The sequence below is a fragment of the Niveispirillum sp. CC-CTL257 genome (genome assembly GCF_059489915.1).
Genome location: NZ_JCAJXE010000003.1, coordinates 160,018 through 184,713, shown reverse-complemented (window position 1 = coordinate 184,713; position 24,696 = coordinate 160,018). Strand labels below are relative to the sequence as shown.

At 63.8% G+C, this 24,696-nt stretch carries 19 protein-coding genes; 16 read left to right on the top strand and 3 right to left on the bottom strand.

Going from position 1 to position 24,696, the window contains the following annotated elements; genetic code table 11:
- Positions 1 to 590 precede the first annotated feature (590 nt).
- Genes ABC729_RS17615 through ABC729_RS17550 form a run of 14 tightly spaced genes read left to right on the top strand, consistent with a single transcriptional unit; the run spans position 591 to position 19,446 of the window.
- Complete coding sequence (locus ABC729_RS17615; RefSeq protein ID WP_495608914.1) at positions 591 to 2,174, top strand: vWA domain-containing protein; 1,584 nt, start codon at positions 591 to 593, stop codon at positions 2,172 to 2,174.
- Positions 2,175 to 2,181: 7 nt separating this feature from the next.
- A complete protein-coding gene (locus ABC729_RS17610; RefSeq protein WP_495608913.1) occupies positions 2,182 to 3,459 on the top strand; it encodes a VWA domain-containing protein in 1,278 nt (425 codons plus the stop codon).
- Positions 3,456 to 4,871 (top strand): SrfA family protein, encoded by a 1,416-nt coding sequence (locus ABC729_RS17605; RefSeq protein WP_495608912.1) that lies wholly within the window; start codon positions 3,456 to 3,458, stop codon positions 4,869 to 4,871. The genes ABC729_RS17610 and ABC729_RS17605 overlap by 4 nt, the downstream gene beginning before the upstream one ends.
- A gap of 31 nt (positions 4,872 to 4,902) precedes the next feature.
- Positions 4,903 to 7,920 carry a virulence factor SrfB gene (locus ABC729_RS17600; RefSeq protein ID WP_495608911.1) on the top strand — a complete coding sequence of 1,006 codons (3,018 nt, stop codon included), beginning with the start codon at positions 4,903 to 4,905 and terminating at the stop codon, positions 7,918 to 7,920.
- 16 nt (positions 7,921 to 7,936) lie between these two features.
- Complete coding sequence (locus ABC729_RS17595) at positions 7,937 to 10,528, top strand: virulence factor SrfC family protein (protein WP_495608910.1); 2,592 nt, start codon at positions 7,937 to 7,939, stop codon at positions 10,526 to 10,528.
- 3 nt (positions 10,529 to 10,531) lie between these two features.
- Entirely contained in the window at positions 10,532 to 11,059 is a 528-nt protein-coding gene (locus ABC729_RS17590; RefSeq protein ID WP_495608909.1) for a hypothetical protein, read from the top strand.
- A gap of 26 nt (positions 11,060 to 11,085) precedes the next feature.
- On the top strand, positions 11,086 to 11,622 hold the full coding sequence (locus ABC729_RS17585; protein ID WP_495608908.1) for a tetratricopeptide repeat protein: 537 nt from the start codon (positions 11,086 to 11,088) through the stop codon (positions 11,620 to 11,622).
- On the top strand, positions 11,619 to 13,616 hold the full coding sequence (locus ABC729_RS17580; RefSeq protein WP_495608907.1) for a vWA domain-containing protein: 1,998 nt from the start codon (positions 11,619 to 11,621) through the stop codon (positions 13,614 to 13,616). The genes ABC729_RS17585 and ABC729_RS17580 overlap by 4 nt, the downstream gene beginning before the upstream one ends.
- 12 nt (positions 13,617 to 13,628) lie before the next feature.
- Entirely contained in the window at positions 13,629 to 14,339 is a 711-nt protein-coding gene (locus tag ABC729_RS17575; RefSeq protein WP_495608906.1) for an ABC transporter ATP-binding protein, read from the top strand.
- Positions 14,336 to 15,556, top strand: coding sequence for an ABC transporter permease (locus ABC729_RS17570; RefSeq protein WP_495608905.1), 1,221 nt, complete (start codon positions 14,336 to 14,338; stop codon positions 15,554 to 15,556). Before ABC729_RS17575 ends, ABC729_RS17570 begins: the two co-directional genes overlap by 4 nt.
- Positions 15,513 to 17,141 carry a formylglycine-generating enzyme family protein gene (locus tag ABC729_RS17565; RefSeq protein ID WP_495608904.1) on the top strand — a complete coding sequence of 543 codons (1,629 nt, stop codon included), beginning with the start codon at positions 15,513 to 15,515 and terminating at the stop codon, positions 17,139 to 17,141. Before ABC729_RS17570 ends, ABC729_RS17565 begins: the two co-directional genes overlap by 44 nt.
- 25 nt (positions 17,142 to 17,166) lie before the next feature.
- The gene (locus ABC729_RS17560; RefSeq protein ID WP_495608903.1) at positions 17,167 to 17,874 is read left to right on the top strand and encodes a YMGG-like glycine zipper-containing protein; all 708 of its coding nucleotides are present in this window, start codon (positions 17,167 to 17,169) and stop codon (positions 17,872 to 17,874) included.
- A 13-nt stretch (positions 17,875 to 17,887) separates the two neighbouring features.
- Positions 17,888 to 18,376, top strand: coding sequence for a hypothetical protein (locus tag ABC729_RS17555; protein WP_495608902.1), 489 nt, complete (start codon positions 17,888 to 17,890; stop codon positions 18,374 to 18,376).
- A 32-nt stretch (positions 18,377 to 18,408) separates the two neighbouring features.
- Complete coding sequence (locus ABC729_RS17550) at positions 18,409 to 19,446, top strand: S1 family peptidase (RefSeq protein ID WP_495608901.1); 1,038 nt, start codon at positions 18,409 to 18,411, stop codon at positions 19,444 to 19,446.
- A 396-nt stretch (positions 19,447 to 19,842) separates the two neighbouring features.
- Here the strand turns inward: ABC729_RS17550 and ABC729_RS17545 are convergent, their stop codons facing one another.
- On the bottom strand, positions 19,843 to 20,475 hold the full coding sequence (locus ABC729_RS17545) for a tyrosine-type recombinase/integrase (RefSeq protein ID WP_495608900.1): 633 nt from the start codon (positions 20,473 to 20,475) through the stop codon (positions 19,843 to 19,845).
- Here ABC729_RS17545 and ABC729_RS17540 point away from each other — a divergent pair.
- Positions 20,474 to 20,605 carry a hypothetical protein gene (locus ABC729_RS17540; RefSeq protein WP_495608899.1) on the top strand — a complete coding sequence of 44 codons (132 nt, stop codon included), beginning with the start codon at positions 20,474 to 20,476 and terminating at the stop codon, positions 20,603 to 20,605. The two genes, ABC729_RS17545 and ABC729_RS17540, sit on opposite strands and share 2 nt — an antisense overlap.
- 47 nt (positions 20,606 to 20,652) lie before the next feature.
- Positions 20,653 to 21,552 carry a manganese catalase family protein gene (locus ABC729_RS17535; protein WP_495608898.1) on the top strand — a complete coding sequence of 300 codons (900 nt, stop codon included), beginning with the start codon at positions 20,653 to 20,655 and terminating at the stop codon, positions 21,550 to 21,552.
- 798 nt (positions 21,553 to 22,350) lie between these two features.
- On the opposite strand, the gene ABC729_RS17530 is transcribed toward ABC729_RS17535, so the two are convergent.
- Positions 22,351 to 23,103 carry an SDR family oxidoreductase gene (locus tag ABC729_RS17530; protein WP_495608897.1) on the bottom strand — a complete coding sequence of 251 codons (753 nt, stop codon included), beginning with the start codon at positions 23,101 to 23,103 and terminating at the stop codon, positions 22,351 to 22,353.
- Between the two features lie 101 nt (positions 23,104 to 23,204).
- A complete protein-coding gene (locus ABC729_RS17525) occupies positions 23,205 to 24,626 on the bottom strand; it encodes a hypothetical protein (protein ID WP_495608896.1) in 1,422 nt (473 codons plus the stop codon).
- Positions 24,627 to 24,696 lie beyond the last annotated feature (70 nt).

Sequence of the window (24,696 nt, the reverse complement as noted above, 5' to 3'; positions counted from 1 at the left end):
CAGCGTTGAATCACGTCACAGAACGTTTGGAAAGGGCTTTGTCAACAGGGCCTAGAGGTCCCCATAGGGCGCAGCCGGAGCACCTACGCCCAAATTCGCTTTCTTCCGTTACCTATATGTTACCTGCGGGGTCTGTGGTAGGTTGGCCCAGAAACGACAAAAGCCGCTGATTCTTGTTTAGAATCAGCGGCTTAATTGGATGCGGGGGCTCGGCTTGGCCGATGGTATGACAACCTTTCCATGCTCATCTGAGAATATATTATAATATAATTTTTACCCCAAAGGCATATGCCGAAAATGAATCTATATTATTTTCTGTTATAAGTATTATTTGATATAATTTCAGAAAATACTGAGCATGACAAGAATATTGATCAATAAATAAATTACACAACAGAAAACATACAAAAGAATTCAAAAGCCATACCTTTCACGTATTAATCAATGGACATCACGCATGACAACAATATATCAGTGGCGAAGGGACAAAAGCGGTAACTCCATGGGCTGAGACGATGCGATTTAGGGTGCGGCTTTGCGCACAACCGCTCAGCGCAGATGAAGCGGCCACGGCGACCGGTCAGTCACTGATGGCGGTGTACGACGCCCTGTCGGCCAGCTTGACAGCCCATCTCCCCCCCTTGGTCGCAGGTTATCTTGCAATTCCCGTCATCGATGCCGGCTACCTGCAATGGCATTCCGAACTGGCGACGCTTGCGACGGCCGCCGACCAGCTGCCGGAAAGGGAACGCGGACGTTTCACCAGCCTGCTCAATGAGCGGATGCATGCATTCAACGATCTTGCAGCCAGACTGGAGGAACAGGGAAAGACGCAGATCGCCGCGCAGCTGAGGCAGATCGCCACCGCGCCCGACCTGACAGATCTCTATGCCGTCGGCGGGTTGCCTGTCCGGGTCAACTGGCATCGGCAGCTGATATCCCTGACGGCGCAGCGTCCCCGGATGCTCAAGGCCACCCCCGCCCTGCCACCGCTGGCCACCATCGGCAACATCGGGGTGGCACCGGCACAACCCGCCGCAACGATCCAACCATCGATGTCAGCCCGCCCTTGGTGGAAGCCGGTTGCCGTCGGTGCCACCCTTTTACTGCTGCTGTTGTTGATCGCCCTGCTGATGCAACAATGCAGCTTTTCGGGGTACAAGCAAAACACCCCGCACGCACCGTCCCCGACGCCGGGTGCCGATCCCATCGCGCCACAACCGGCACCGGCCCCTCCGGAGAATCTGGACGCGGAAATCCAACGCCTGGAAACACAGCTCCGGGAGCGTCTGCACGCCTGCAAGGCCCCGGTTCCCAGCCTTTTGCCGGCTCCACCGCCGGTGCAAAGCCTGCCGCCGGCTCCTAAGACCACCGCACTGGAGATTGAGGCCCCGCCCGCCGCAGAACCGCCGCCGGAAGTGAAACGGCCGGTCGAGAAACCTCCGGCCCCCATGCCGAGGGCAGAAACTGCCAAGGCTGACCCGCCACCGGCCTGCCCACCGGAACGGCAATCATGGGAAGCACCGGAACTGGTCATTGTGATGGATACATCCAACAGCATGGCTCTTCCGACCGATGTTTCTCCGACCGAAACGGTTCGGCTTCTCCGGGCTGCCGAACAGGGGGATGTCCAGGCCCTGATGCAGCTGGAGAAATGGCTGCTGGCCCCGCACGCAAACAGCCGTCTGGCGCAGGCACAGACGGCCATCGCCGGCACTATTCCGCAGCTGCCCAAGGACATATCGACGGGACTGGTCATGTTTGGCGACTGTGGTGCCGTTCAGAATCTGCGTTTCTATTCAGGCAGTGAGCGCCCGCAGCTGATCCAGGCACTCCGTGCCGCACGCCCTAAGGCAGGCACCCCACTGACCCGTGCGCTGGAACGTGCCGGCACCATGATCAACGGCCGCGACGTGCCCGGCATCATCGTCCTGATTTCCGACGGCATGGACAGTTGCGGCGGCGATCCTTGCGCGGTCGCAAGGGAATTGAAAGCGCAGAAGCCGCAATTGAAGATCAACTACATCGATGTCGGCGGCGAAACCATCGCCCGTTGCACCGCCAGGGAAACCGGTGGCCGCGTCCTGACGCTCAAGGATGGCATGGGCCTGGAGGACCTGCTGAGGACGGCCTATGAGCAACCCGATCCACCGCCCCAGTGCGTGAAGCCATGAGGTGCCCATGCGCCTGCGCCTCCTAGCTTCCGGACAGCGGACCGATTTCACCCCCCTTGGTGCCGGGGGCGTGCAGATACATGCCGTGGCCGACCGGCTGCTCGGCATCCTGGACCGTCGGCTGGGTGCCGATGCGACGCGCATTCTCGCCACGCCGCAGATCTCAGAGAATGGCGACCGTATCGACTGGCACACGCCACTGCCGGGCGGCATCCTGCGCCTGATCGATGCGCCGCCCGAGCAGGCCGCCGCCGCCCGGACAACCGTGGAGGAAGCCCGTAACCGGTTTGCCGCTCTGGCCGCCGATCTGGCCCACGAAGGCAATGGTGGCGGGTTTGCAAAGCTGCTGCCATTGGCGCTCACCTTCCCCAGCGATGAGCATGTCTTCCTCGTCGATGGACGGCCCGTCATCAGCTTCTGGGGTTTCACGGCGCTGCCTGCGAAAGCAGCCCAGGGTCTGGCGCCCCCCGCTACTGCCCCCGTCGCGGTGCAGACGACACCGTTCCCAGCCGGTGACGGGCTGGTGTCGCGTCTGCCTTCCTGGTGGTGGCTGGCTCTTCTGGCCTTGCTGGCGCTGATCGCGTTGCTGGGATGGTGCCAGCAGCGGCCTGCCTCCACGGTCGCGTGCGCCCCCGATACCCCGGCTCCTCCCAAGGTGGTGATCGCACTGGACAGCTCGGGCAGCATGGCGCTGCCCATGGGGCCAGAGGCCGGCGACCTGCTGATGGCGGTGCAACAGAATCAGCCAGGCGCCATGGAACGACTGGAAGCGATGGCCAACGCGACCCGACCGGAGAATGCGCGGATGACCGCAGCCAAACAGGCGGTCACGGCACTTGTGGAACAATTGCCTGAGAGTGCGCCCGTCGGCCTGGTCACATTCGGCCAATGCCCCAGCCCACAGACACAGGAAATCGCACCGGGGGAAAATCGCCGCCGCCTGCTCCGGTACGTCCGGGAAATCAATCATCAGCAGGGCACCCCCCTTGCGACCGCCCTGACCGCGGCCGCCAGACTGGCGGGATCTGGCCCCGCCGTAATCGCCTTGATTTCCGACGGTGGGGAGAGCTGCGGGGGCGATCCCTGCAGGGAAGCCCAACGGATCAAGGCGGAGAACCCCGACCTTGTCATCAATGTGATCGATGTTTCCGGTCTGCCCGTGACGGGCAACTGCATTGCAGAGGCAACCGGCGGCAAGGTCTTCACGCCAGCCACGCTCAATGACTTGCAGGTTTCGGTGAACAAGGCAGCCATCTGCGCCAACGAGGAACAGGTACCGAAATGATGACGCCCACCTCCGGTTCGGCAAATGGGCCGCTGCTTACCCGGGACGACCTGACCCGCTACCGGCCATTGGGTACCCATGGTCGTACGGTCATGTCGGTGGCCGGGCAGATTCGTGGCACCATGAAAAGGCAGCTACCCGATATCGCCAACATGCTGGCCGTCCCGCAGGTGAATGAGACGGGAACGCAGGTCGGGTGGTACTCCCCGGTCCAGGGCACGGTTGTTCCCTGGAGCGCCATGCTGGAGCAGGAGCGCACCCGGGTACGCGAGGCACTGGTGGAAGCCGAACAGCGCATCGCCACCCATGCCGACAGCCTGCGCACACAGAATGTGCAGGGCGACGCCAAGGTTTTCGCGGACATGCTGCCGCTGATCCCGCAGGTGCCGAACCCCGACTGCCTGTTTCTCGTCGATGGCCAGCCCGTCCTGACCTTCTGGGGTTTCCAATCGGCCGACGGTTCGGCGACAAGCAGCGTGAACCTGGACGTAACGGTGGACTTGCCGGCGGACGGCATGCAACAGGCACCGTCGGCCGCCGGCAATGTGCCTCCCGCATTCGCCAGCACATCGCCACCGCAGGGTGCGGTGCCCCAGACGGCAGGCTTTCCACCCGCAACCATGACAGGCCCGGGGGTAACGGCCGGCCCGGCCGTCACCACGATATCGGTTGCACCGGTGATTGTCGCGGGATCAACCCGGCCCTGGTGGTACTGGGTGTTGTGGTTCCTGGCGTTCCTGCTGGCCCTTCTGCTGCTGGCCGCTCTGCTGCGTGGCTGTTCCCTGCCCACTCTGCCTATCGGAGGGGGAAATGCTGGTGGCGGTATCACCGACACCAGCATCCCGGCGGACAGGCATATGGTTCCCGAAACCGGGATGGCTCTTCCCGCCCGGGTCGCGGACGGTGGTCCCGCGGTCGTGGAAGCGGTTCCGGTAACGCCGCCAACGGAAGCGTTGCTGACACCCCCGCCGGACGTGGCCGTGGTTGAGCCACCGCAGGAGACCGCACCCCCGACGATTCCGCCCACTGTCGATGCCCGGGAGCAGCCGCTGCTGATACCGGAGGCGGCCAAGGAGGAAGGGTCGGTGGACTTCCTGAACGGCCGGTGGCAGTCGCGGACCAGCCTGATGGACAGCCGCACCGGGCGCCCCCTGGACGTGACCTACGATTTCCAGAACGGCAAGGGCACCGTCACCGTCAAACGCAGCGACGGCAGCACCTGCACCGGCCCCATGGCGGCCCGCATGGCGGGGGGCAAGCTGATCCTGGACCAGACGAGCCCCGCCACCTGCCCCGACGGGCAAAGCTTCGACCCTTCCACCGTCGAATGCGTGCCGGGTGCGGGCGGCAAGGCCGAGTGCCAGGGCCTGCACGGTTCCGGCGCCCGCTTCCAGGTCGACGTAGTGAAATGAACGGACCAAACATATTGTTCGAGGCAGCGACATGACCCTTCCCCGCCTGATCGGATTTGACGAAGAAATTTCCCTGATCGCGCGCAGCGGCATCCAGTTCGTGGATTTTGGGCTGACGCTGAACGTCAAGGCCATGACGCCCGGCGGCTTCGCCCGAACGCTGAGCCAGGCTTCCCTCGTCCGGCTGGACGAGCGGGAGGGGGACTATCTGGACCCGGAGACCAAGCGCAAGACCCGTGCCGAATATGAGCAGGACGTGCGAACCTCGCTGGACCTGCTGGCCGATATCTGGCTGCCGCTACCGATCCTGCGGCTGCATGGCAGCCGGCGTTTCGATGCCGGCCCCACAAACTGGGCGCGCGGCCGTCTGGTCCCCCTGAAGCCAGGCGAGGACGAGGAGAACCATACGCACCGTCTGGTCATCGCCTTCGATACCAGCGCCGATGAATATCTCCAGCCCGGCGCCGCCTATCTCACCCCCACCATGGACGAGGTCCGCCAGGGCGGGGCCAAGTACGCGCTGGCTTGGCGTGGATATGATCCCGTTCCCTTCATCGAGCTGCCCTGGGTCGAAGGTTGGCTGGCCGACATCTTCACCGAACTGGCCCAGGCCCGCCTGCGCCTGGATATGGAATCCATCACCGATGAACGCGACAAGGAACGCAAGCATCAGCAGCATTACCTGAACTGGCTGTGGGTGCTTGGCAACAGCCTGCGTGGAGCCGACCGCGCGCATGACCGTCAGGTCCCGGTCTTCGACCTGCTGTCCAACGGGCTGGACCAGTTGGGCAAGCCGATACTGGTCGATCTGGCGCTGGATATCGGCAACAGCCGCACCGTCGGCATCATGGTGGAAAACCACCCGATGGAGCAGGACGGCCTACGCGACCGCTATGTCCTACAATTGCGCGACCTGTCCCAGCCCCACCTGACCTATGACGAACCGTTCGAGAGCCGGCTGGAATTCGCACAGGCCGTCTTCGGCAAGGTGGATTATTCCTGCCAGAGCGGGCGCAACAGCTTCCTGTGGCCGACCATCGCCCGCGTTGGGCCGGAAGCCGCACGACTGGCCGCACGGCGCCGGGGCACGGAAGGGTCGACCGGCCTGTCCAGCCCCAAGCGCTATCTGTGGGACAAGGAGCGCTATGGCCAGGGCTGGCGCTTCAACGAGGCCTTCAACAAATCGGAAGCCGAGCCGCTGGCGACCGCCGCCCCGTTTTCCGACCTGATCAACGACCTGGGTGCCGCCCTTTACCAGAACCCGGACGACCTGCCCGTCTTCCAGCCCAGCTACACCAGATCGTCGCTGATGACCTTCATGCTGGCCGAGGTGCTGACCCAGGCGCTGATCCAGATGAACAGCCCCGGCCAGCGCATGAAGCAGCGCCAGTCGCATTCGCCGCGCCACCTGAACTCGGTCATCCTGTCGGTCCCGCCGTCCATGCCCAAGCCGGAACGGCAGATTTTCGAGGAATGCGTACGTCAGGCCATCGCCCTGGTCTGGAAGTCCATGGGCTGGCATCCCCTGGATGCCGAACCGCGCTTCGGCGAACCCGATCCCGAAGCCTATCCGGCCCTGCCGAAGATCCTCATTCAGTGGGACGAGGCTACCTGTGCCCAGGTGGTCTGGCTCTATAGCGAGATCATCAACCATTTCGGCGGTCGGCCGGAGGATTTCTTCCAGGTGGCCCGCAAGACGCGGCCCGGCGACAGCGGTCCCGCCCGCAGCCTGCGTGTCGCCTCCATCGATATCGGCGGCGGCACCACCGATCTGGTCATCACGGACTTTGCGCTGGACCAGGGGCGCGGCGCCAATGTCTTCATCGAGCCGCGTCAGGTATTCCGCGACGGGTTCAAGGTGGCAGGCGACGACATCGTCCTGGAGGTGATCAACCGCTTCATCATCCCCGCCTTCGAGACCGCCCTGTCGGAGGCATCGGTGGCCGATCCCGGCCCCGTGATCTCGCGCCTGATGGGCGCGGAGGCGGCGGATGTGCAGGAGAAGGTGCTGCGCCAGCAGCTGACCTTGCAGATCCTCTATCCTTTGGCCCTGCTGATGCTGAAGGCCTATGAGAACTTCAATACGCGCGAACCGGCGAGGGACGAGACCCACAGCATCCGCGACTTGCTGCTGATCACGGACGAGGAACCGTTCAAGGCGGTGCGCGACCACGTGCGGCGCGGCGTGCGGCTGGTGTCGCGGGTGGCCGATTTCGACCTGCTGTCCGTGCGCATCCCTTTCAAGCTGCGCCAGCTGCATGAATTGTTCATGCAGGACGACATGGAGATCTGCAAGACCATCCGGGCCCTGTGCGAGGTCGCGAGCCTGTATGATTGCGACTGGCTGCTGTTGAGCGGACGGCCCAGCCGCCTGCCCGGGATCAAGTCCGTGTTCCGGACCCTGCTGCCCCTGCCACCGGACCGCATCCTGCCGCTGCACGATTATCGCACGGGCGACTGGTATCCGTTCAGCAGCCAGCATCGCATCACCGACCCCAAGACCACCGCCGTGGTGGGGGCCACCTTGTGCCTGCTGTGCCGGGAGCGGCGTCTGCCGAACTTCTATTTCCAGGCCCAGAACCTGAAGATTACCTCAACGGTCCGCCATATCGGCATGGTGGATCGCAACATGACGATCAAGGACGAGGACGTCTATTACCGCGACGTCGATCTGGACGACGAAACCTACACGCTGGACGAGGACGCCTGGTTCGAGATGCGCGGCCCCATCACGCTGGGCTTCCGCCAGCTGGGCAGTCCGCGCTGGGGTGCCAGCCCGCTTTACCGCGTGGAGTTCAGCCCCGATGACAGCGAGGGGCGCAACCGGGCCCGACAGGAGCTGGACCGCGGTTCCCTGACCGGTACCGTCCTGCGCGTGCGGCTGAAGCGCGTGACCAAACCCATCGAGAGCCTGCAGGTGGCCCAGGTCGAGAATTCCAACGGCGGCGCTTTGTCGATCGGCGCACTGCGCGTGCGGTTGATGACACTGAACGCCGTCGGCCTGGAAGAGAACAGCTACTGGCTGGACACCGGCAGCATCGTGCGCTGAGAAAGGAAGCGAAACCGTGACCGTTTCATCTGAATACCTGGCCCAGCGCGCCGATGCGATCAGCGATGGCATTGGCCACGCCATCGGCTGGATCACCGATGTCCGCCCCGGGGTCGAGCGGCTGGACCGTGACGCCGACGGGCTGGTGGAGCAATTGCGCCGCCACCGCAACCTGTTGCGTCGCCTGGGTGCCGCTGCCCGGCGGCCCATGTCGGTAGGCTTCTTCGGCCTGTCCCAGGCCGGCAAATCCTATCTGATCTCCGCGCTGGCCAGCGGCGACAATGGCGAGCTTGAGACCCGCATGGAAGGCCGCCGGCTGAACTTCATCGACCATGTCAATCCGCCGGGCGGCGGCAAGGAAGCGACGGGCCTAGTCACCCGCTTCTCCCGCCGCGCGCGTACCGTACCCACCGGATACCCGGTCGAACTGAAGCTGCTGTCCGAAGCCGACCTGATCAAGATCCTGGGCAACAGCTTCTTCTGCGATTTCGACGAGAAGAAGGTGAAACTGGATACCGATCCGACCACTATCCATGCCGAATTGAAGACCCTGCAGGCCCGCCGCCAGCCGACGCCCGTGCCGGGCCTGACGGAAGACGACATCCTGGACGTCATGGATTATTTCGTGAAGCGCTTCCCGGTGCGGATGGAGCCTTTGCAAGGTGATTTCTGGCCCACGGCCATCACGCTCGCCCCCTATCTGTCGGCCCGGGACCGGGGTCAGCTGTTCGCGCCCCTGTTCGGGCGCATCCCCGATCTGGTCGATATCTATGTGAAGCTGCGGGCCGGGCTGGAACGGGTCGGCCATACCGAACGCGTGTTCGCGCCACTGTCGGCCATCGTCCAGGAAAAGGACGGTACGCTGACGCAGGCCAACAATATCGTTAATGTCGACATCATGTTCCGCATCGGCCAGGACGATCATGACCGGCTGACGGTCCTGCCCGGCGGCACCGACGGCACCTATGGCGCACCGTCCGACCTGCCGCGTTCGATGTTGGCGGCCCTGTCGGCGGAAATGTATTTCGAACTGGCCGATCCGCCCCGGCAGCAGGAGCTGGAAAGCGTCGACCTGCTGGACTTCCCCGGCTATCGCGCGCGGTTGAAGGTGGAAAGCCTGGAGGACGCGCGCAACAAGCTGCAAAGCCGCGATCCGTTGGGTGAATTGCTGCTGCGCGGCAAGGTTGCCTACCTGTTCGAGCGCTACACCAGCGATCAGGAGATGAACGTCCTGATCTTCTGCACCCCCAGCGACGAGCAGATCAACGTCACGGAGGTGGCGGATGCCCTGTCCAGCTGGATCCGGCTGACCCAGGGCGAGACACCGGAGCTGCGCAGCCACCGCCAGCCGGGTCTGATCTGGGCCGTCACCAAGTTCGACAAGCGCATCGCCGGCGAGTTGGACAAGCCCATCGACATGCTGCGCATCGGTTGGGACAACCTGATCGTCCAGGTCCTGCTGGAACGGTTCGAAGGCGAGGGATGGGTGAATGACTGGGCCGCCGACCGGCCCTTCGACAACCTGTTTATGGTTCGCCGTCCCGGTATGGCCGGTGCCTTCATCAATACCGATGCCAGACGGCGGGAGACGGGCATCCTGCCGGCCCGTCAGCAGGCATTGGCCAATCTGCGGCAGACCTTGCTGGCCAGTGATCGCACAATCCGCCATGTCCGGGATGCCGGCACCATCTGGGATGCCATGCTGCGCGACAATGATGGCGGCATGACCTGGCTGGCCGACTATCTGCGTCAGGTGGCGCGGCTGGAGATCAAGCTTGATCGCATCGCCGAACAGGTGGAGCAGATTCGTCACGATCTGGTGGAAACCAGGCTGGGCCGCTACTACCGCGCCGATGGTGCCGACGCCGTGGTCGCCAAGCGCCTGATCGCCGAACAGATCACCGGTTCACTGGCCGACCAGGCATCCTATTTCGGAGAGCTGCTGCATTACCTGCAGCCCAATCCCGACCATCTGCGGACCATCTATATCCGGGCGGAGGACGACGTCGACCCCACCACCCCCCGCCGCGGCCTGATCAGCATGGCCCCCCGGACCGGTGCGGCCCCGGTGGCCAACCGCGCCTCGCGCTTCGCCAAGGCCGCCATGACCGCCTGGATCAAGCAACTGCGCGGCCTGCCCGACAGTGAAGGGGTTCTGACCTATGCCGGCCTGTCGGCGGACATCATGCACAAGCTGACCGAGGAACTGGTGACCAGCGCCGTGCGCATCCGGCTGGAGGAAACCTTGACCCGTGTCCTGGACGAGGCGGAACGGCAGGCGGGCGGTACCCGCAACCGGCTTGCCGACCGGCAGGTGCGCACGGCCTGTGCGGTGATCAACGAATATGTCGACTGGTTGGAACGCAAGGCTGGTGCCAGGGATCATTTTGCCCCCCCGCCTCCCGTTACGGGACTGCCGGTCCTGAATCAGGAGACCGCCGTTTTCAGCGAGCGCTATATCCGGTCCTGGCTGGAAGCCTTCACGGAAACCGCCATCAACAATGCCGGCCATCTGGTCGGCAGCGAATTCACGCCCGAACAGAATGAACGGATCGGCGCTATCCTGCGCCGTATCGCCGGGACGGACACGACCCAAGCGGGAGACTGAGCCATGCCGTTGCGCATCGATCTTGTGTATGACGCTGAACGCGGTCCCGGCCACGCTATTGCCCGTATTGCCGACCGACAGGCCCTGCCTGGACGGATCGAAATGAGCGTCCTTCGGAATTCCGACCAGTTCTATCTGCGCAGCGACGGAAGCTGGTCATCCAGCGAAAGCTGGCTGCCCCTGCCGGAGGCGGCGATGGAGGGGACGACCCTGTCCATGCGCTTCGGCCCCCATATCGTTGACAGCATTGTCGGCGCCCCACCCCATATCCGCTTCCAGCACATGCTGCGGCTGGATGGTATCGCCGAGCCGGCACATGTGAAACGCGCCGCCGATGTGCGGACCAGCGGTGCCGCGGGCTCTGGTCGCCGGCCCGATCCACTGCCTGTCACCCCGCCGCCACCGGCCACCGCACCGGTAGTGGAACCGCCTCCTCAGCCCATGCCTGCGCTGGAACCGGAGCCGATCGCACCGTCCCCCCGCCGACGCCGATGCCACCCGCACCGGGTGGCATCCGTCTGCCGTTGCTGATCGGGGGCGCTGTAGCGGTGTTGGCGATGATCGCGGCCGCGGTCTGGTACTTCACCCGCACGCCCGAAGCGCCAGCCCCCGAGCCCGTGACGGCAGCGCCAGTGGCACCGCCGCCGGCTGCCGCCACCCCTCCGGCGGCCGGAGCGCTGGAAAGCCTTGCCGATATCAACAAGTTCCTGTCGGAGAATCCACCACCGGACGATACCTACCGGATGGGCAAGGGCCTGCTGGAAAAGGGCAAGCCGGACCTGGCCATGCTTTTGTTCCAGAGCGCGGCACGGGGCGGGCAGAAGGATGCGCTGCTGTCGCTGGCCCGCATGTACGACCCGGAAAGCTGGTCGTCCCAGACCAGTCCCCTGCCCGCCGCCGACGCGGAAACGGCGGCCTACTGGTACGAGCCCGCGGCCAAGGCTGGCGATGCCTTCGCCCAGCGCCGGCTGGGCAAGCTGCTGGTGGAACTCAATCTCAGCCCGACGCAGCGCGAACACGGCATCGAGTGGCTGAAAAAAGCGAAGGAGGCCGGCGACACCGAGGCCGGCAGCATCCTGGAGACCGTGAAATGAGCGGGCGTGGCTGGCGTAACCTGACCATTGCCGCCCTGGCGACCCTGTCCTTCCTGGCAATGACGCCGGCACCGGTGCTGGCCCGCGAACCGCTGCTGATGCCGGGCAAGCAGACGTTGTTCCAGCGCGTCCTGGCCCGGCCCGGACTGATGCTGAAGCGGGAACCGGGGGAAGGTCCCGGTGCCATCCAGCCGGCACTGACGCGCTTCTACGTCTATGAGCGGCGGACATTCGCCGGGCATGAATGGCTGGAAGTGGGATTGACGGCAAAGGGCCGTACCGACGGCTGGGTGCGCGCCGATATGACGCTGCCCTGGAAACAGCAATTGGCCCTGGCCTTCACCAATTCCGCCAACCGCGACCGGTCACTGCTGTTCGCCAAGCGCGACGACCTGTCGGCCTTGCTGGAGAAGGACAATCCCGGCAAGGAAGTGGGACCGCTGCGGGCAAAGGTACTGTCCGGCGGCAGCGATCCGCGTGTCGTTTCCATCGAGCCGGAGAACTATGTCGACCTGAAGGACAAGTTCTATCTCCTGCCCATCCTGAATGTGGAGGAAACCTTCTCCGGCGCCGGTCACCGGGTCCGCATGCTGGAAATCGCCTCAGTATCGAAGGATGACGGCAAAGGTGTCCCGGCAGCCGTCGCGGCGCAACCGCAAGCCAGCATCATGCGCAACTTCACCGCCTCGGTGGTGTTCGTCATCGATACGACCATTTCGATGGGTCCCTATATCGACCGCACGCGCCAGGCGGTGAATGCGATTTACGACAAGATCGGCAAGGCCGGCCTTGGCGATCAGGTCCGTTTCGGATTGGTGGGGTTCCGGTCCAGCCTGAAGGGCACGCCGGAACTGGAATATACCACCAAGATGTTCGCGAACCCGGCCGAGATCAAGAACGGGGCCCAGTTCATGGCCGCCGCCGCCGCGGTCAAGGAAGCGGGCGTGTCCTCCGCCCGCTTCAGCGAAGATGCCTATGGTGGGGTGATGACGGCCCTGCGTGACGTCCCCTGGGTCGAGTTCGGAGGCCGCTACATCGTCCTTATCACCGATGCGGGCGCCTTGCAGGGCAAGGACGAACTGTCCAGCACGGGCCTGGACGCAGACCATATACGTGCAGAGGCCGCCTATCGCGGCGTCGCGGTCTATTCGCTGCACCTGAAGACGCCCAAGGGCAAGGACAACCATGCCGATGCCGAGCGGCAGTACAGCACGCTTTCCAAACATGAACTTGTCGAAAAGCCGCTCTACTACCCCGTCGATGCCGGGGATGTCGGGCAGTTCGGCCGACTGGTCGACACGCTTGCCGATGCCCTGGTGCAGAATGTGAAGGCTGCGGCCAGCGGCCAGAAGGTAGCCGGCAGCGCCCAGACAGCCGTTGCCGCCTATACCAGCGAGAAGAAGGACAAGGAAGACCCCGCCCAGCGTATGCGACGCGAGGCGGCCTTGCTGGGCCATGCCATGCAACTGGCCTATCTGGGTCGGGCGACGGGCAGCACGGCCCCGCCCCTATTCAACGCCTGGATCACCGACCGCGATCTGACCCGCCCGGAGATCGCGACGACAGAAGTGCGTGTGCTGCTGACCCGCAATCAGTTGAGCGACATGCGCACCGTCCTGCAAAGCATCGCACGCACAGCGGAGGCTGCCCGGTTCGAACCGGCTGACTTCTTCAACAAGATGCGCTCCGCTGCCGCCGCACTGGGCCGCGACCCCAACCTGATCAACAATCCGAAAGCCACGCGTCTGGCCGATCTGGGACTGATGGGAGAGTATCTGGAGGATCTGCCTTACCAGAGCAAGGCACTGCAACTGGACCAGGATACCTGGACCGCCTGGAGCATCGGGCAGCAGCAGGCTTTCATCGACGATCTGAACCGCAAGCTGCGGCTCTATCAGGTCATGCATGACGATGTCGACCGCTGGGTGGCCCTGGATACGGGCGCTGATCCGGGTGAGGGCGTCTATCCCGTCCCGCTGGACATGATGCCCTGAACGGACGCCGACATGCTTGAGATCGAAGGCCTGTATTGTCAAAGGGGCAAAGGTGCCTCCGGCTTTCGGCTGGAGGTGCCGAGGCTGCAGGTTGCGGCCGGTGAGGCCCTGGCCATCACCGGACCCAGCGGCTGCGGGAAAAGCACCCTTCTCGACATGCTGGGGCTGGTGCTGCGCCCCGACTATGCGGACAGGTTCCACATGGGAGGGAGAGAAGGGGCTGTGGATATCGGCGCATTTTGGAAGGCGGGCAGCGAACCGCTGGCCACGCTGCGCGGCCGGAATATCGGCTACATCCTGCAGACTGGCGGCCTGCTGCCCTTCCTGTCGGTGCGGGACAATATCGCCCTCTCGCTGCACCTGCTCGACATGGAGGCACCGCACCTGCCCCGGCTGGTGGACCGGCTGGGCCTGACCGGGCTGTTGGACAAGCGCCCCGCCGCCCTGTCAATGGGTGAGCGCCAGCGGGTGGCGATCGCCCGCGCCCTGGCCCATCGACCGGCGCTGGTACTGGCGGACGAGCCTACGGCGTCCGTCGATCCCGACAATGCCGGGCGCATCATCGCCCTGCTGCTGGAGATGGTGCAGACCATGGGCGCCACGCTACTGCTCGTATCGCACGACTGGGACATGCTGGATCGCTTGCCCATCGGCCGGATACGGGCCCAAACGGTACCGGGCGCGCCCGTGCCCACCACCCGTTTCATGCGGGAGGCTGCATGAGAATGGGTACCGCCCTGCGGCAATCCATGCGGCTGGCATTGGCAGATGCCAGCCATGAATGGCGGCTGTCGCTCTGTCTGGTCGCCGGGCTGATGGCCGTGCTGTCACCGCTGCTGGTCCTGTTCGGGCTGAAATTCGGCATCGTCAGCGCAATGACGGAGAGGCTGCTGGCCAACCCACTGACGCTGGAAGTGCGGCTGGTCGGTAGCTATGCCTTGAAACCGGAATGGTTCGATCAGATGCGCCAGCGGCCGGAAGTGGCTTTCGTCCTGCCCCGCACCCGGTCGCTGGCGGCCACGCTGGATGCGATGGATGGCAGTGGACGGGCCTTGCCCACACCATTGGCCATGCACCCGACCCAGGCGGGCGATCCCCTGCTGAAAGGTCTGGCGCAGCCTTCGGACGCGATGGAAGTGCTAATCGGGCAACCTGTCGCTGAACAATTGCGGCTGTCGGCGGGTGGAGAGTTTCGTGCCCTGCTTTCCCGCCGGTTGGATGGACGCCAGGAAGCCAAATGGCTGACCCTGCGCGTCGTCGGCGTGGTGCCGGAGGCGCTGGCCGGACAGAATGCCGTCTTCGTCGGCATGGACCTGCTGATCGCAGCAGAGCGCTATCGCAGCGGGTTCCGCGTTCCCATGCTCGGGGTGGAGGATGGCACGCCGGACGGGGAATTGCCGCCCTTCGCCAGCGCCCGGATTTTCGCCCGTGATCTGGATGGCGTCGCTCCGCTGGCCGTCTGGCTGCGCGCGCAAGGGCTGGAGGTGCAAACGGAAATGGCCCAGATCGAACTGGTACGGGCCATAGACCGGTCGCTGACCGTGCTGTTCGGGGTTCTGGCCGCCATCGCCGTGGCCGGATTCCTTGTTTCCCTCGCCGCCAGTCTCTGGGCCAATGTGGAACGCAAGCGCCGCGACCTCGCCCTGATGCGGCTGATCGGCTTCCCGCGCGGCGCCATATTCCTGTTCCCCGCCACGCAGGCCGCACTGGTTGCCACGCTGGGCACCAGCATCGCGCTGCTGTTCTTCCTGGCCGTCGCGGCACTGCTGAACCGCGTCTTCGCCGACGGCTTGCCTGCGGACATGCTGGTCTGCCGCCTCATGCCCGCTCACGCCGCCCTCGCCTATGCAGGCACGCTGTGTCTGGCCCTTTCCGCCTCAATCATTGGAGGATACCGTGCGATCCAGATCGATCCCGCGGACAGCCTGCGCGACCTTTGACCGGGTACGGTCCCTGCCGCTGGCGCTGCTGGGCCTAGCCCTGCTGGGGGACGCACAATCGGCATCTGCGGCCCGGTGGGAGGAGAAATTCTTCAACCCCGCGCCGGCGACCGACGATGTCGTCCTACCCCTGCCCTGCGACGGTGCCATGGTGTTCCGCAAGGTCACGGTGCCGGCCGGCGGGCCATTGGAGGATTACCAGATCACCCTGGGCTCCAGCGACGCCGCCCAGGGCTTCGCCGAAGCCTCCCGCATCACGCAGATCGCCGGCAGCTTCCCCGACGGCAAGGCCAAGCGCTATTTCCTGATCGCGAAATACGAGGTCAGCCAGCTGCAATATGAGGCAGTCAATGCCGCGGGGCCAGACAAATGCCCATCGCCCAAGCTGCCCGGACGCATGGCTCAGGGATCGGTGACCTGGCTGGACGCGACGAACTTCGCCGACAGGTACAGCCTGTGGCTGCGCCTCAACGCCAAGGATAAGCTGCCGCGCGACGGGGATGAAATGGGCTATGCCCGCCTGCCCACGGAAGCCGAATGGGAATTTGCGGCCCGCGGCGGTGGTGCGGTATCACCGTCGGATTTCCAGGAGCGCACCTATCCCATGCCCCAAGGACTGGCCGCCCATGTCTGGTTCGCCAGCAGCCAGTCGGCGGCCGGCAAGCCGCAATTGACCGGCCTGCTGAAGCCCAATCCCCTGGGCCTGCACGACATGCTGGGCAATATGGATGAGCTCGTGCTGGAACCGTTCCGGGCCGCCAAGCTGGGACGGCTGCATGGTCAAGCCGGCGGCTATGTCGTGCGGGGAGGCAATTTCCTGACGGCCGAGGCCGACATCCGGTCCGCCTATCGGCAGGAAGTGCCCCTCTACCAGGGCGACGCGACGCGACGGGCCAAGACCACTGGATTCCGGCCTGTCATCACCGGCCCCGTCATCACTTCCAACGCGCGCTTGCAGGAGATCAAAACAGCCTGGTCGGCCTTAGGCAGCCAGTCCCAGGCAGAGAAGCCGGCAGCAGCCAAACCCGACGCCCTGGCCGGTGGCAAGGCATCCGACGATCCGATCGAAGAACTGGCCATCATCGGCCAGGCGGCTGAAAGCCCCGCGATGCGCCAGCGGCTGGAGAAACTGAGGCTGGCATTGCGCCAGAACATTGCCGAGCGCGACGAGCAGCGCGACCGCACCGCCAGGTCCACCCTGCGCCTGGGGGCCTTCCTGGGACAGAAGCTGCGCGATGATGCCCGGGCCGTCGAAGCCCTGCGGGGTATCGTCAAAGGCCGGGAAGCCTCCGCCCCTGACGAGGAACGCACGAAAAAGCTGCGCCAGCAGCTCCAGGCGGATGAAGCTGCGCTGTCAGACAACCTGAAATATTATGCCGACACGATCCTGGGCACTTCTGGAAATTACAGCATCGGTACCATTACCCATCAGAGGGACATATTGTCCGTGGAGTTAAGCTCTTTGGGTGTGTCCATGCTTGTGCCGTACCTTCAAAAACATGTAGATCATATCACCCGCTTTCAAAAGGACGGGAAGATCACCCGGACTCAATGGCTGGATGATTGGTCGAAGATGGGGAATTGACGTCAATCAAGGGGGAGCAGTTTGGATGACTAGATCTTTCGGTTTCCGTACAATCGCTACTTGCGTCACGGCCGGGTTCCTTCTGTCCGCCTGCGCGACAACCAAGCCCAATCGGCCGCTGACGCCGCAGGAAATCGCGCTGCGCGAACAGTCGAAGAACTACACCCAGACCGTCGTGGAAGGGGCCGCGATGGGTGCCATTCTGGGCGCGGTGCTGATGGCTGCTGCGGGCGGCAAGAGCAAGGATATCGCGGCCGGGGCCGCACTGGGCGCTGCCGCCGGTGGTCTGGCCGGTAGCTATATCGCCGAAAAGAAGAAGCAGTACGCGACCGCGGAGGCGCAGTACAACGCGATCATCACCGATGTCGAGAACGAGAATATGAAGCTGGCCTCCCTGTCGGACAATGCCCGCCAGGTCATCGCCAACGACAAACAGGAAATCGACCGTATCGACAAGCAGATCGCCGATGGCAGCCTGACCATGGACCAGGCCAAGAAGGACATCGCCGCCGTCGATTCCAACCGTCAGGTCCTGGCCGGAACCCTGGACGGTCTGCGCAAGAAGCAGAAGGAACTGGAAGACATCCAGAAGGAAGCGGCCAATCTGGGCGGTAACGACGACCAGCAGAAGAAGATGGATGGAGAGATCACCAAGCTGCGCGGCCAGATCGCGTCACTGCAGACGGAGGTCGATACCCTGGTCGAACGCCGCAAGGTTTCCCGTGTCGGCTAAGGGGGTGAACAGAATGCGATCACCGATACGCCACGGCGTATGGCTTGCGGTCAGCCTTGTGCTGACCGCCTGCCAGACCACGTCAGACCCGTCCAAAGGTGGCTTCCTTTCCGGCCTGCAGGGGGTGGCTTCGGGCACCTATGATCAGCGGCTTGAACAGAAGCAGACGCAGTTCGAAAACGCACAAGACCAGAATGTCCAGCGCCAACGGGAAGCGGAGCGGCTGGCCAGCCAGCAGGCCGCCGTCGCACATCAGCGCACGGAGGCGGAAAAGAAGCTTGTCGCCCTCGGTGCCCAGTTGGATGGATTGCAAGCCAAGCTTGCCACGGCACGCAAGGATAACAGCAAGCTGAAGGGTCAGATCGCCTCCCTCCAGAAGCGGATAACGCTCGCCCAGCAGAACCCCTATATCCCCGACGTGGAAAAGGCCCGCCAGTTGGAAGCTCTGCGCCAGGAAAAGGAAAAGCTGGAGATCGAAGTCGAACAGGCCGTCACGCGTTGATTGGTGCGGGAAGAAAGGTGCGGGCAGGTAGAATGGAACCGTTTCGCCGTACGGATGGTTGTCCTTCCAGGCTGCTGCGGCTTGTCGGCGGCACCCTGTCGCTGCTGCTGATCCTGGTTTCCGGTCCGGTTACCACAGCCTGGGCGCAGTCCTCCCCGGTAATGGATGACGCTGCCAAACGGGCCAGGATCAACGCCCTGCGCGAAATGCTGAACGGCAATCCCTGTGCCCGGCGGGAAGGGGCGGAAGCGCTGCTGGCAGCGGGAGGGACGGCAATGGCGGCAGGTGTCGGCGGCGCCGGGGCCAGCGGTAGCAGCGGCCTCGACATGGCCGCTGCTACCCCTCCGCCTCCACCGCCCGCCGGCTCACCTGCTTCCTCCGAACCCTCCACCAAGCCCATGCAGAATGCCGCCCTTGTAGATAAATTACGGCAAGCCGTGGTGCTGATCATTGCCGGAAATGACAGCGGTTCCGGCTTCTTCATTACCCCGAACCTCATCCTGACCAACCAGCATGTCGTGGCCAAGGCTACCAAGGGGGAAGTCGTTGTCGTCGGGCGTGGTCTGGACCGGCCGCGCATGGCACGCATCACCGCAATGACCCGGAGTGGCCGTGCCAATCAGCGCGACTTCGCCCTGCTGGAAGTCCAGGGCGGTACCGGCGCTGCCACGCTGGCCTTCGCCAGCAACGCCACAGCACTGGACAATGTCGTTGCGGCAGGATTCCCCGGTCTTCTGTTGGCCAATGACGGCGCGTTCAAGGCGCTGGCTGCAGGCGATTTGACCGCCATGCCGGAGCTCGCCTTCACCAAGGGACAGATCATGGCCCGCCAGAACGCAGGACAAGGCGTCGTTACCTTGGCACACAGCGCTGCGATATCCGGCGGGAACAGCGGCGGCCCGCTGGTCGACAGCTGCGGGAATGTCGTGGGAGTCAACAGCTTCATCAATGTGGCCGTCAGCCAGGGAACCAATGCTGGCTTTGCTCAGTCCGCCGACGATGCCATGGCCTTCCTGGCCGCCCATGGCGCCAAGTTTCGTCGGGTAGCCGCTACCTGCCAAGCCAACTGATCTTCTATTTCCACGCCAGCATCCTCTCCCCTAACAGGGCCATGAGGGCGCTCACTCCCGCTATGATCTGGGCATGCTGGATGCGGGTTCCAGAATCCCCGATTTAAACCTGCAAAATTAAGCTTTTGATTTTGTTATGGTTCCCCAAAAGTAGCGTAGCGACCTAAAGCACAAAGCCCAGCAACCCTTTCGGATTGCTGGGCTTAATTGGATGCGGGGGCTCGCCTCAACCGATGGTATGACAATTTATCCGTGAATATCTAGCATCGTAACTCACCGTCGCAACGGACCCCTCTGCCCACCCTACGGCCGAGGTGGGGCCGGAAGGGGAAAGGCCGATTTTCGCGTTCGAATTTGGATTCCGGACATTCCCATCCGCTCCGCCGCCATCACTTTCTATATCTCCGTCGTTTCCGCCAGATGCAGCGCGTCTTCGACATCGACGCCCAGATAGCGCACTGTCGTCTCGATCTTGGTGTGGCCCAGCAGGATCTGCACAGCCCGCAGGTTGCCGGTCTGTTTGTAGATGAGTGCGGCCTTGGTTCGCCGAAGGGAGTGGGTTCCATAATCCTCCCGGCGCAGGCCGACCCCGATCACCCATTCCTCGACGAGGCGCGCATACTGGCGGGTGCTGATGGGTTTTGCATGATCGACCCGACTGGGAAAGATATAGTCAGTCAGCGACCCGCCACGCCGTTCCAGCCAAGCCTGGAGGCTCTTGCGCGCCGTCTCCATCAATTCGAACTGAACCGGCCGGCCTGTCTTCTTCTGAACAACCAGGGCACGTGACCGGATTTCTCCACCACGGACGATGTCGCCGATCTTCATCCGGACAAGGTCACAGCCGCGTAGCTTGCTGTCTATGGCCAGATCAAACAGGGCGCGATCACGCACCCGCGGCTGGTGGTCCAACCAGAAACGGATGGCCCAGACCTGCTGTGGTTTCAGGGCGCGCTTGGCACCGATCCGCCGACCAGCATTCCAAGGCTTGTTTCCTTTCGCGCCAGGATCAAACGCTGAACGTCCCATGACATCCTCCATCATGGCCGAATTTGGCCTGACAGAGATTTACGCCGACCTATGGCGTGCCATGGCGAGATTGTCCCAGTTGAGGTGCCCATTTCACTGGAACGATCTGCCCTGGCTGCTGTTGGGGTGATATGCCGGCATTTCCTGGTCGGCGTCTCCTCCATGAAGGACAGGCCCATGTTCATGCACAACAAACGGCTGATGTACACGGTGCGCGTCGATGCCCCGGACCCCGTGCTGGCCAGTCTAATGCTGGAACAGTTCGGCGGACCGGACGGTGAACTGGCGGCGGCCATGCGCTACTTCACGCAGGGGTTGGCGGACGAGGATCCCGGACGCAAGGATATGCTGATCGACATCGCCACGGAGGAACTGAGCCATCTGGAGGTAATAGGGTCGGTTATCGCCATGCTGGGCAAGGGTGCGCGCGGCCGGCTCGCCGAAGGTGTGGATGCTGGTTCCGGTTTGTTGACCAGCCTGACCACAGGCGGCGAGAGCCACACGCTCTCGCTCCTCTACGGAGCCGGTCCAGCGCTGGTGAATTCCGCAGGGGTACCGTGGACCGCTGCCTATGTCGACAGTCGCGGTGAACCTACGTGCGATCTGCGCTCTAACATCGCCGCCGAAAGCCGGGCCAAGATCATCTATGAACGCCTGATCAACGTGACCGACGATACCGGCGTGAAGGATGCGCTGACCTTCCTGATGACGCGAGAAATCGCGCACCAGAAGTCCTTCGAGAAGGCGCTCTATGCCATTGAGGGCCACTTCCCGCCAGGCAAATTGCCCGGAAACCCGATGTTCACTGATAAGTACTTCAATTCCAGCCAGGGGGAAAACGACACTCGCGGGCCCTGGAACCAGGGGGAGCAGTGGGAGTTCGTATATGAACCTGGAGAGATGGCCGCTGTCGATGGCGGCGATGGAAGCGCGACGGTGAGGCTGGCCGCAGCGGATAGCCGCGTACTCAACAAGATGATCCGTCGCACCGCTTCCCGGCCCGAAACCGATCCGTTGACCGGTGCGGAATTGGGCAGCGGCACCGAGGGGGACGTGGGGAAAGCACCTTTGTCCTGATGGCAAATGGCCAAAAGCCCCGCCGCGTGTTCTGCGCGACGGGGCTTTCGCCTTCCGACTAGGCCTCAATCCGGAGGGCTCGAACTCGGTGGGCATGGATGCAAAAACATAGGCCAAGACGGCAGCGGAAAGGACTTGGAACTCTTTCAGGGTGATAACGTAGGCCTAAGCTACTTCGGCCGCTTGGCTTCAGAGGGACGGTCGCTGGCCTGGCCAGTACCGACCCGTCGACAAAGGCAGTCGCAACTGTTCTCAAGCTGGCTCCAGCGCACGGTTCAACTCGGCTGTCAGTCGATGACTGCAATCGCCAAGGCCCCAAGGCCTAGCAGCAGCAGCCCGAAGGGCATCCAACCCAGATAGGAACGATCGCGAGGTTCGCCCGATATGGTTTTGGCGTCCGCATCACCCGGTACCGGATCGGACAATGTCAGGACGGACGGGGCGACAGAGGCGGAATTGCCTCCCGCCTCCTCATCTGTGCCCAACGGAGCGGCAGCGGGGTCGGGGAAGAAACCTTGTCGCTCGCGAGGCCGCGGTCGATGTCGATACGGTGCCTGTCGATGGTGACGGTCGGTTCATACGGGGTGGCTGTGGAGCTGTCCCTAGGGTCAAGGCTGTCGTTCGGCGGGCGGGACATCCTCGCTCCGGTCTGGTCACGAGCGGTCATTGCAGCCTCCTCGGCGTCCTAGGCATCGGGTGGTTCGGACGTGTCTGCGACGTAGAGAAATTGCTGGCATGGCGGCGGGGCCAAAATCCCTCGTGAAGATGAAGCGGACGTCGCGTACGTCGAACAGGTCTTCACTGCTCCTTCCGTGGAACGATGGTCAGTTGCTGGACGACGACCCGGTCGGGCTGGGTGAGCAGGTAATGCACGCCGACGGCGACATCCTCCGCCCGCAGCATCTTCTCCTCGACGATCAGGTCCCGCTGCTTTTCCGCCGGCAGGTCGGGATAATGGAGGTCAGCGCCGGTAAAGCCCGGCTCCACGAGCGAGACCTTGATGCCCTTGCCACCCAGTTCCTTCTTCAGCGCTTCCGCGAAGCCAGCGATGTCAGCCTTGATACCAGCATAGACCGTGGACCCGGGGGAGAGTGAATGGGCGCTGGTGGATCCGATCAGCACGAGGTGCCCCTTTTCCCCCATGGCATTGAGGGCGGCACGGCAACTGGTCAGGTATGCCGTGAAGTCGGTAGCGATGGCATAGTCGAGCTCGCCTTTCGACATTTCGGCCAAGCCGGACGCGGCAACGGCGGCATTCACGATGGCGATGTCGAGGCCGCCCAGGTAACTGTCGGCCGCCGCGAAGAATTCATCAACCTTGCCCTTCTCAGCCAAGTCCAGCGCAATGCCGTCGCCTTGGCCGACGTCGCTAATGCGTGCCAGCGCGTCATCCAGATGTTCCGGTGTCCGGCCGCAGATGAAGACCTTTACGCCATAGCTGGCCAGCAGCACGGCAACGGCGCGTCCGATGCCTGTGGTGCCGCCTGTGACAACGGCACGTCGGCCGGTGAGGTCGGGCTGGTCGGTGTGGGCATCGTCCAAGTTTGTCATTACGCGCTCCCTGGCGGGAATGAAGGACTGGGGGCGTCGAAAGGGAGGAGAGCCGCCAATGGTAATGGCGGCTCTCCTCTCACTCGAACCGATCCGCTCACTCAGCGGCGGTTCTCCCACCCGCGGCGGGACGCCTCAGAGTGGCCGCGCGAGTCTCCAAACCAGCCGCCATGGCCGCGATCACCATCGTCGTGCCCCCGGCCGCCACGAGAACCACCCCGGTCATCATCGTCAGACATGAAGCGCCCCTGGTCATCACGAGGGCGGTCGTTGCCCGATGACCGGCCACGGCTGCCGTAGCCGCGGTCGTCATCGTCGGACATGAAGCGCCCCTGGTCGTCGCGGGAGCGGTCGCTACCCGACGACCGGCCACGGCTGCTGTAGCCCCGGTCATCATCGTCGGACCTGAAGCGCCCATGGTCGTCGCGGGAGCGGTTGCTGCCCGATGACCGGCCACGGCTGCTGTAACCGCGATCATCATCGTCACTGTCGCGGCGATGCTCCCAGCCGAGGCGGGACGCTTCGGCATGACCGCGCGGGTCGCCGTACCAGCCACGCCCACGGTCGTCGTCATCCCGACCGTGACCGCCGTAACGGCGGTCGTCATCGTCCTCGTAACGGCTGCTGCGGGAGCCGCGGCCGCTGTCATCGTCAGATGCGAAGCGGCCCTGGTCGTCACGGGACCGGTTGCTACCACCGTTGCCGCGACCATAGCGGCGGTCGTCATCATCGTCTCGGCTACCGCCACGCGACCGGTCATCCCGGTGTTCCCAACCCAGGCGGGCTGCCTCGGCATGGCCACGGGGATCACCGTGCCAGCCACTGCCGGAGCTGCGATCATCATCGCGGTCGCGTCGACCGCCGGACGAGCTGCTGCTGAAACGGCCATCATCGTCGCGGGGGCGGTCATTCTGGTTTCGTGCCATGGGAAAATCCTCCGTAGGGATTTCGTGGTGCCGGCCGAACATATCGAGGCGGAGAATGTTCAGTTCCGGCGTTAGGGGTTGCTGCGTCTCCGCCTTTTCCTGGGACGCGGCCAGGCGCGTCTCCATTTCCGATGCGACCTTGGCGATATCCACCTTCGCGGTGGCGGCCAGGGCGAAGATTCCGCTGCCGACAGCCGCCTCCGGTCTGTCGAGCGATGTTATCAACTGGCTCAGGACCCCCAGTATGGCTTGGCGTTCGCCTGCGTCCTGATAGCCGGCGCGCAAATCCGCCAGCAGAAGCCTGGCCAGATCGTGCCAGACGAGCGTTCGCCGCATCTCCGCTTCCGCCACACCAGCCTTCTCCAAGGCGGGGACGACATGGCGATCAATCGTGTCGAGAAGGTGCAGGCATTTGTCGAAGGCCTTCGACGCGCCGGCTTCATCCTCAAGCGCGACAATCAATACCTGCTGGTCGTTGCGCAGTTGCTCAAGGGGATCGGCAGGCGGCGTTTCCTCCTTGGATACACCCACATCCTTGGGACCGGCATTGTCGGACGGCGCGGCGGCGGCGCCTTTGGCGGGTTTCTTTGAGTCCATGACGCGACATCTCCTGTCTGACAGCCACATGGAATGAACGCAAAATAGCCAACAATGTTCCCGGAAGAAT

Coding starts and splice junctions, on each gene's coding strand:
- ABC729_RS17540 (WP_495608899.1), top strand. CDS start 20,474: ATGACATCCTCCATCATGGCCGAATTTGGCCTGACAGAGATTTACGCC.
- ABC729_RS17555 (WP_495608902.1), top strand. CDS start 17,888: ATGCGATCACCGATACGCCACGGCGTATGGCTTGCGGTCAGCCTTGTG.
- ABC729_RS17585 (WP_495608908.1), top strand. CDS start 11,086: ATGATCGCGGCCGCGGTCTGGTACTTCACCCGCACGCCCGAAGCGCCA.
- ABC729_RS17570 (WP_495608905.1), top strand. CDS start 14,336: ATGAGAATGGGTACCGCCCTGCGGCAATCCATGCGGCTGGCATTGGCA.
- ABC729_RS17535 (WP_495608898.1), top strand. CDS start 20,653: ATGTTCATGCACAACAAACGGCTGATGTACACGGTGCGCGTCGATGCC.
- ABC729_RS17605 (WP_495608912.1), top strand. CDS start 3,456: ATGATGACGCCCACCTCCGGTTCGGCAAATGGGCCGCTGCTTACCCGG.
- ABC729_RS17600 (WP_495608911.1), top strand. CDS start 4,903: ATGACCCTTCCCCGCCTGATCGGATTTGACGAAGAAATTTCCCTGATC.
- ABC729_RS17545 (WP_495608900.1), bottom strand. CDS start 20,475: ATGGGACGTTCAGCGTTTGATCCTGGCGCGAAAGGAAACAAGCCTTGG.
- ABC729_RS17615 (WP_495608914.1), top strand. CDS start 591: ATGGCGGTGTACGACGCCCTGTCGGCCAGCTTGACAGCCCATCTCCCC.
- ABC729_RS17590 (WP_495608909.1), top strand. CDS start 10,532: ATGCCGTTGCGCATCGATCTTGTGTATGACGCTGAACGCGGTCCCGGC.
- ABC729_RS17530 (WP_495608897.1), bottom strand. CDS start 23,103: ATGACAAACTTGGACGATGCCCACACCGACCAGCCCGACCTCACCGGC.
- ABC729_RS17610 (WP_495608913.1), top strand. CDS start 2,182: ATGCGCCTGCGCCTCCTAGCTTCCGGACAGCGGACCGATTTCACCCCC.
- ABC729_RS17525 (WP_495608896.1), bottom strand. CDS start 24,626: ATGGACTCAAAGAAACCCGCCAAAGGCGCCGCCGCCGCGCCGTCCGAC.
- ABC729_RS17550 (WP_495608901.1), top strand. CDS start 18,409: ATGGAACCGTTTCGCCGTACGGATGGTTGTCCTTCCAGGCTGCTGCGG.
- ABC729_RS17560 (WP_495608903.1), top strand. CDS start 17,167: ATGACTAGATCTTTCGGTTTCCGTACAATCGCTACTTGCGTCACGGCC.
- ABC729_RS17575 (WP_495608906.1), top strand. CDS start 13,629: ATGCTTGAGATCGAAGGCCTGTATTGTCAAAGGGGCAAAGGTGCCTCC.
- ABC729_RS17580 (WP_495608907.1), top strand. CDS start 11,619: ATGAGCGGGCGTGGCTGGCGTAACCTGACCATTGCCGCCCTGGCGACC.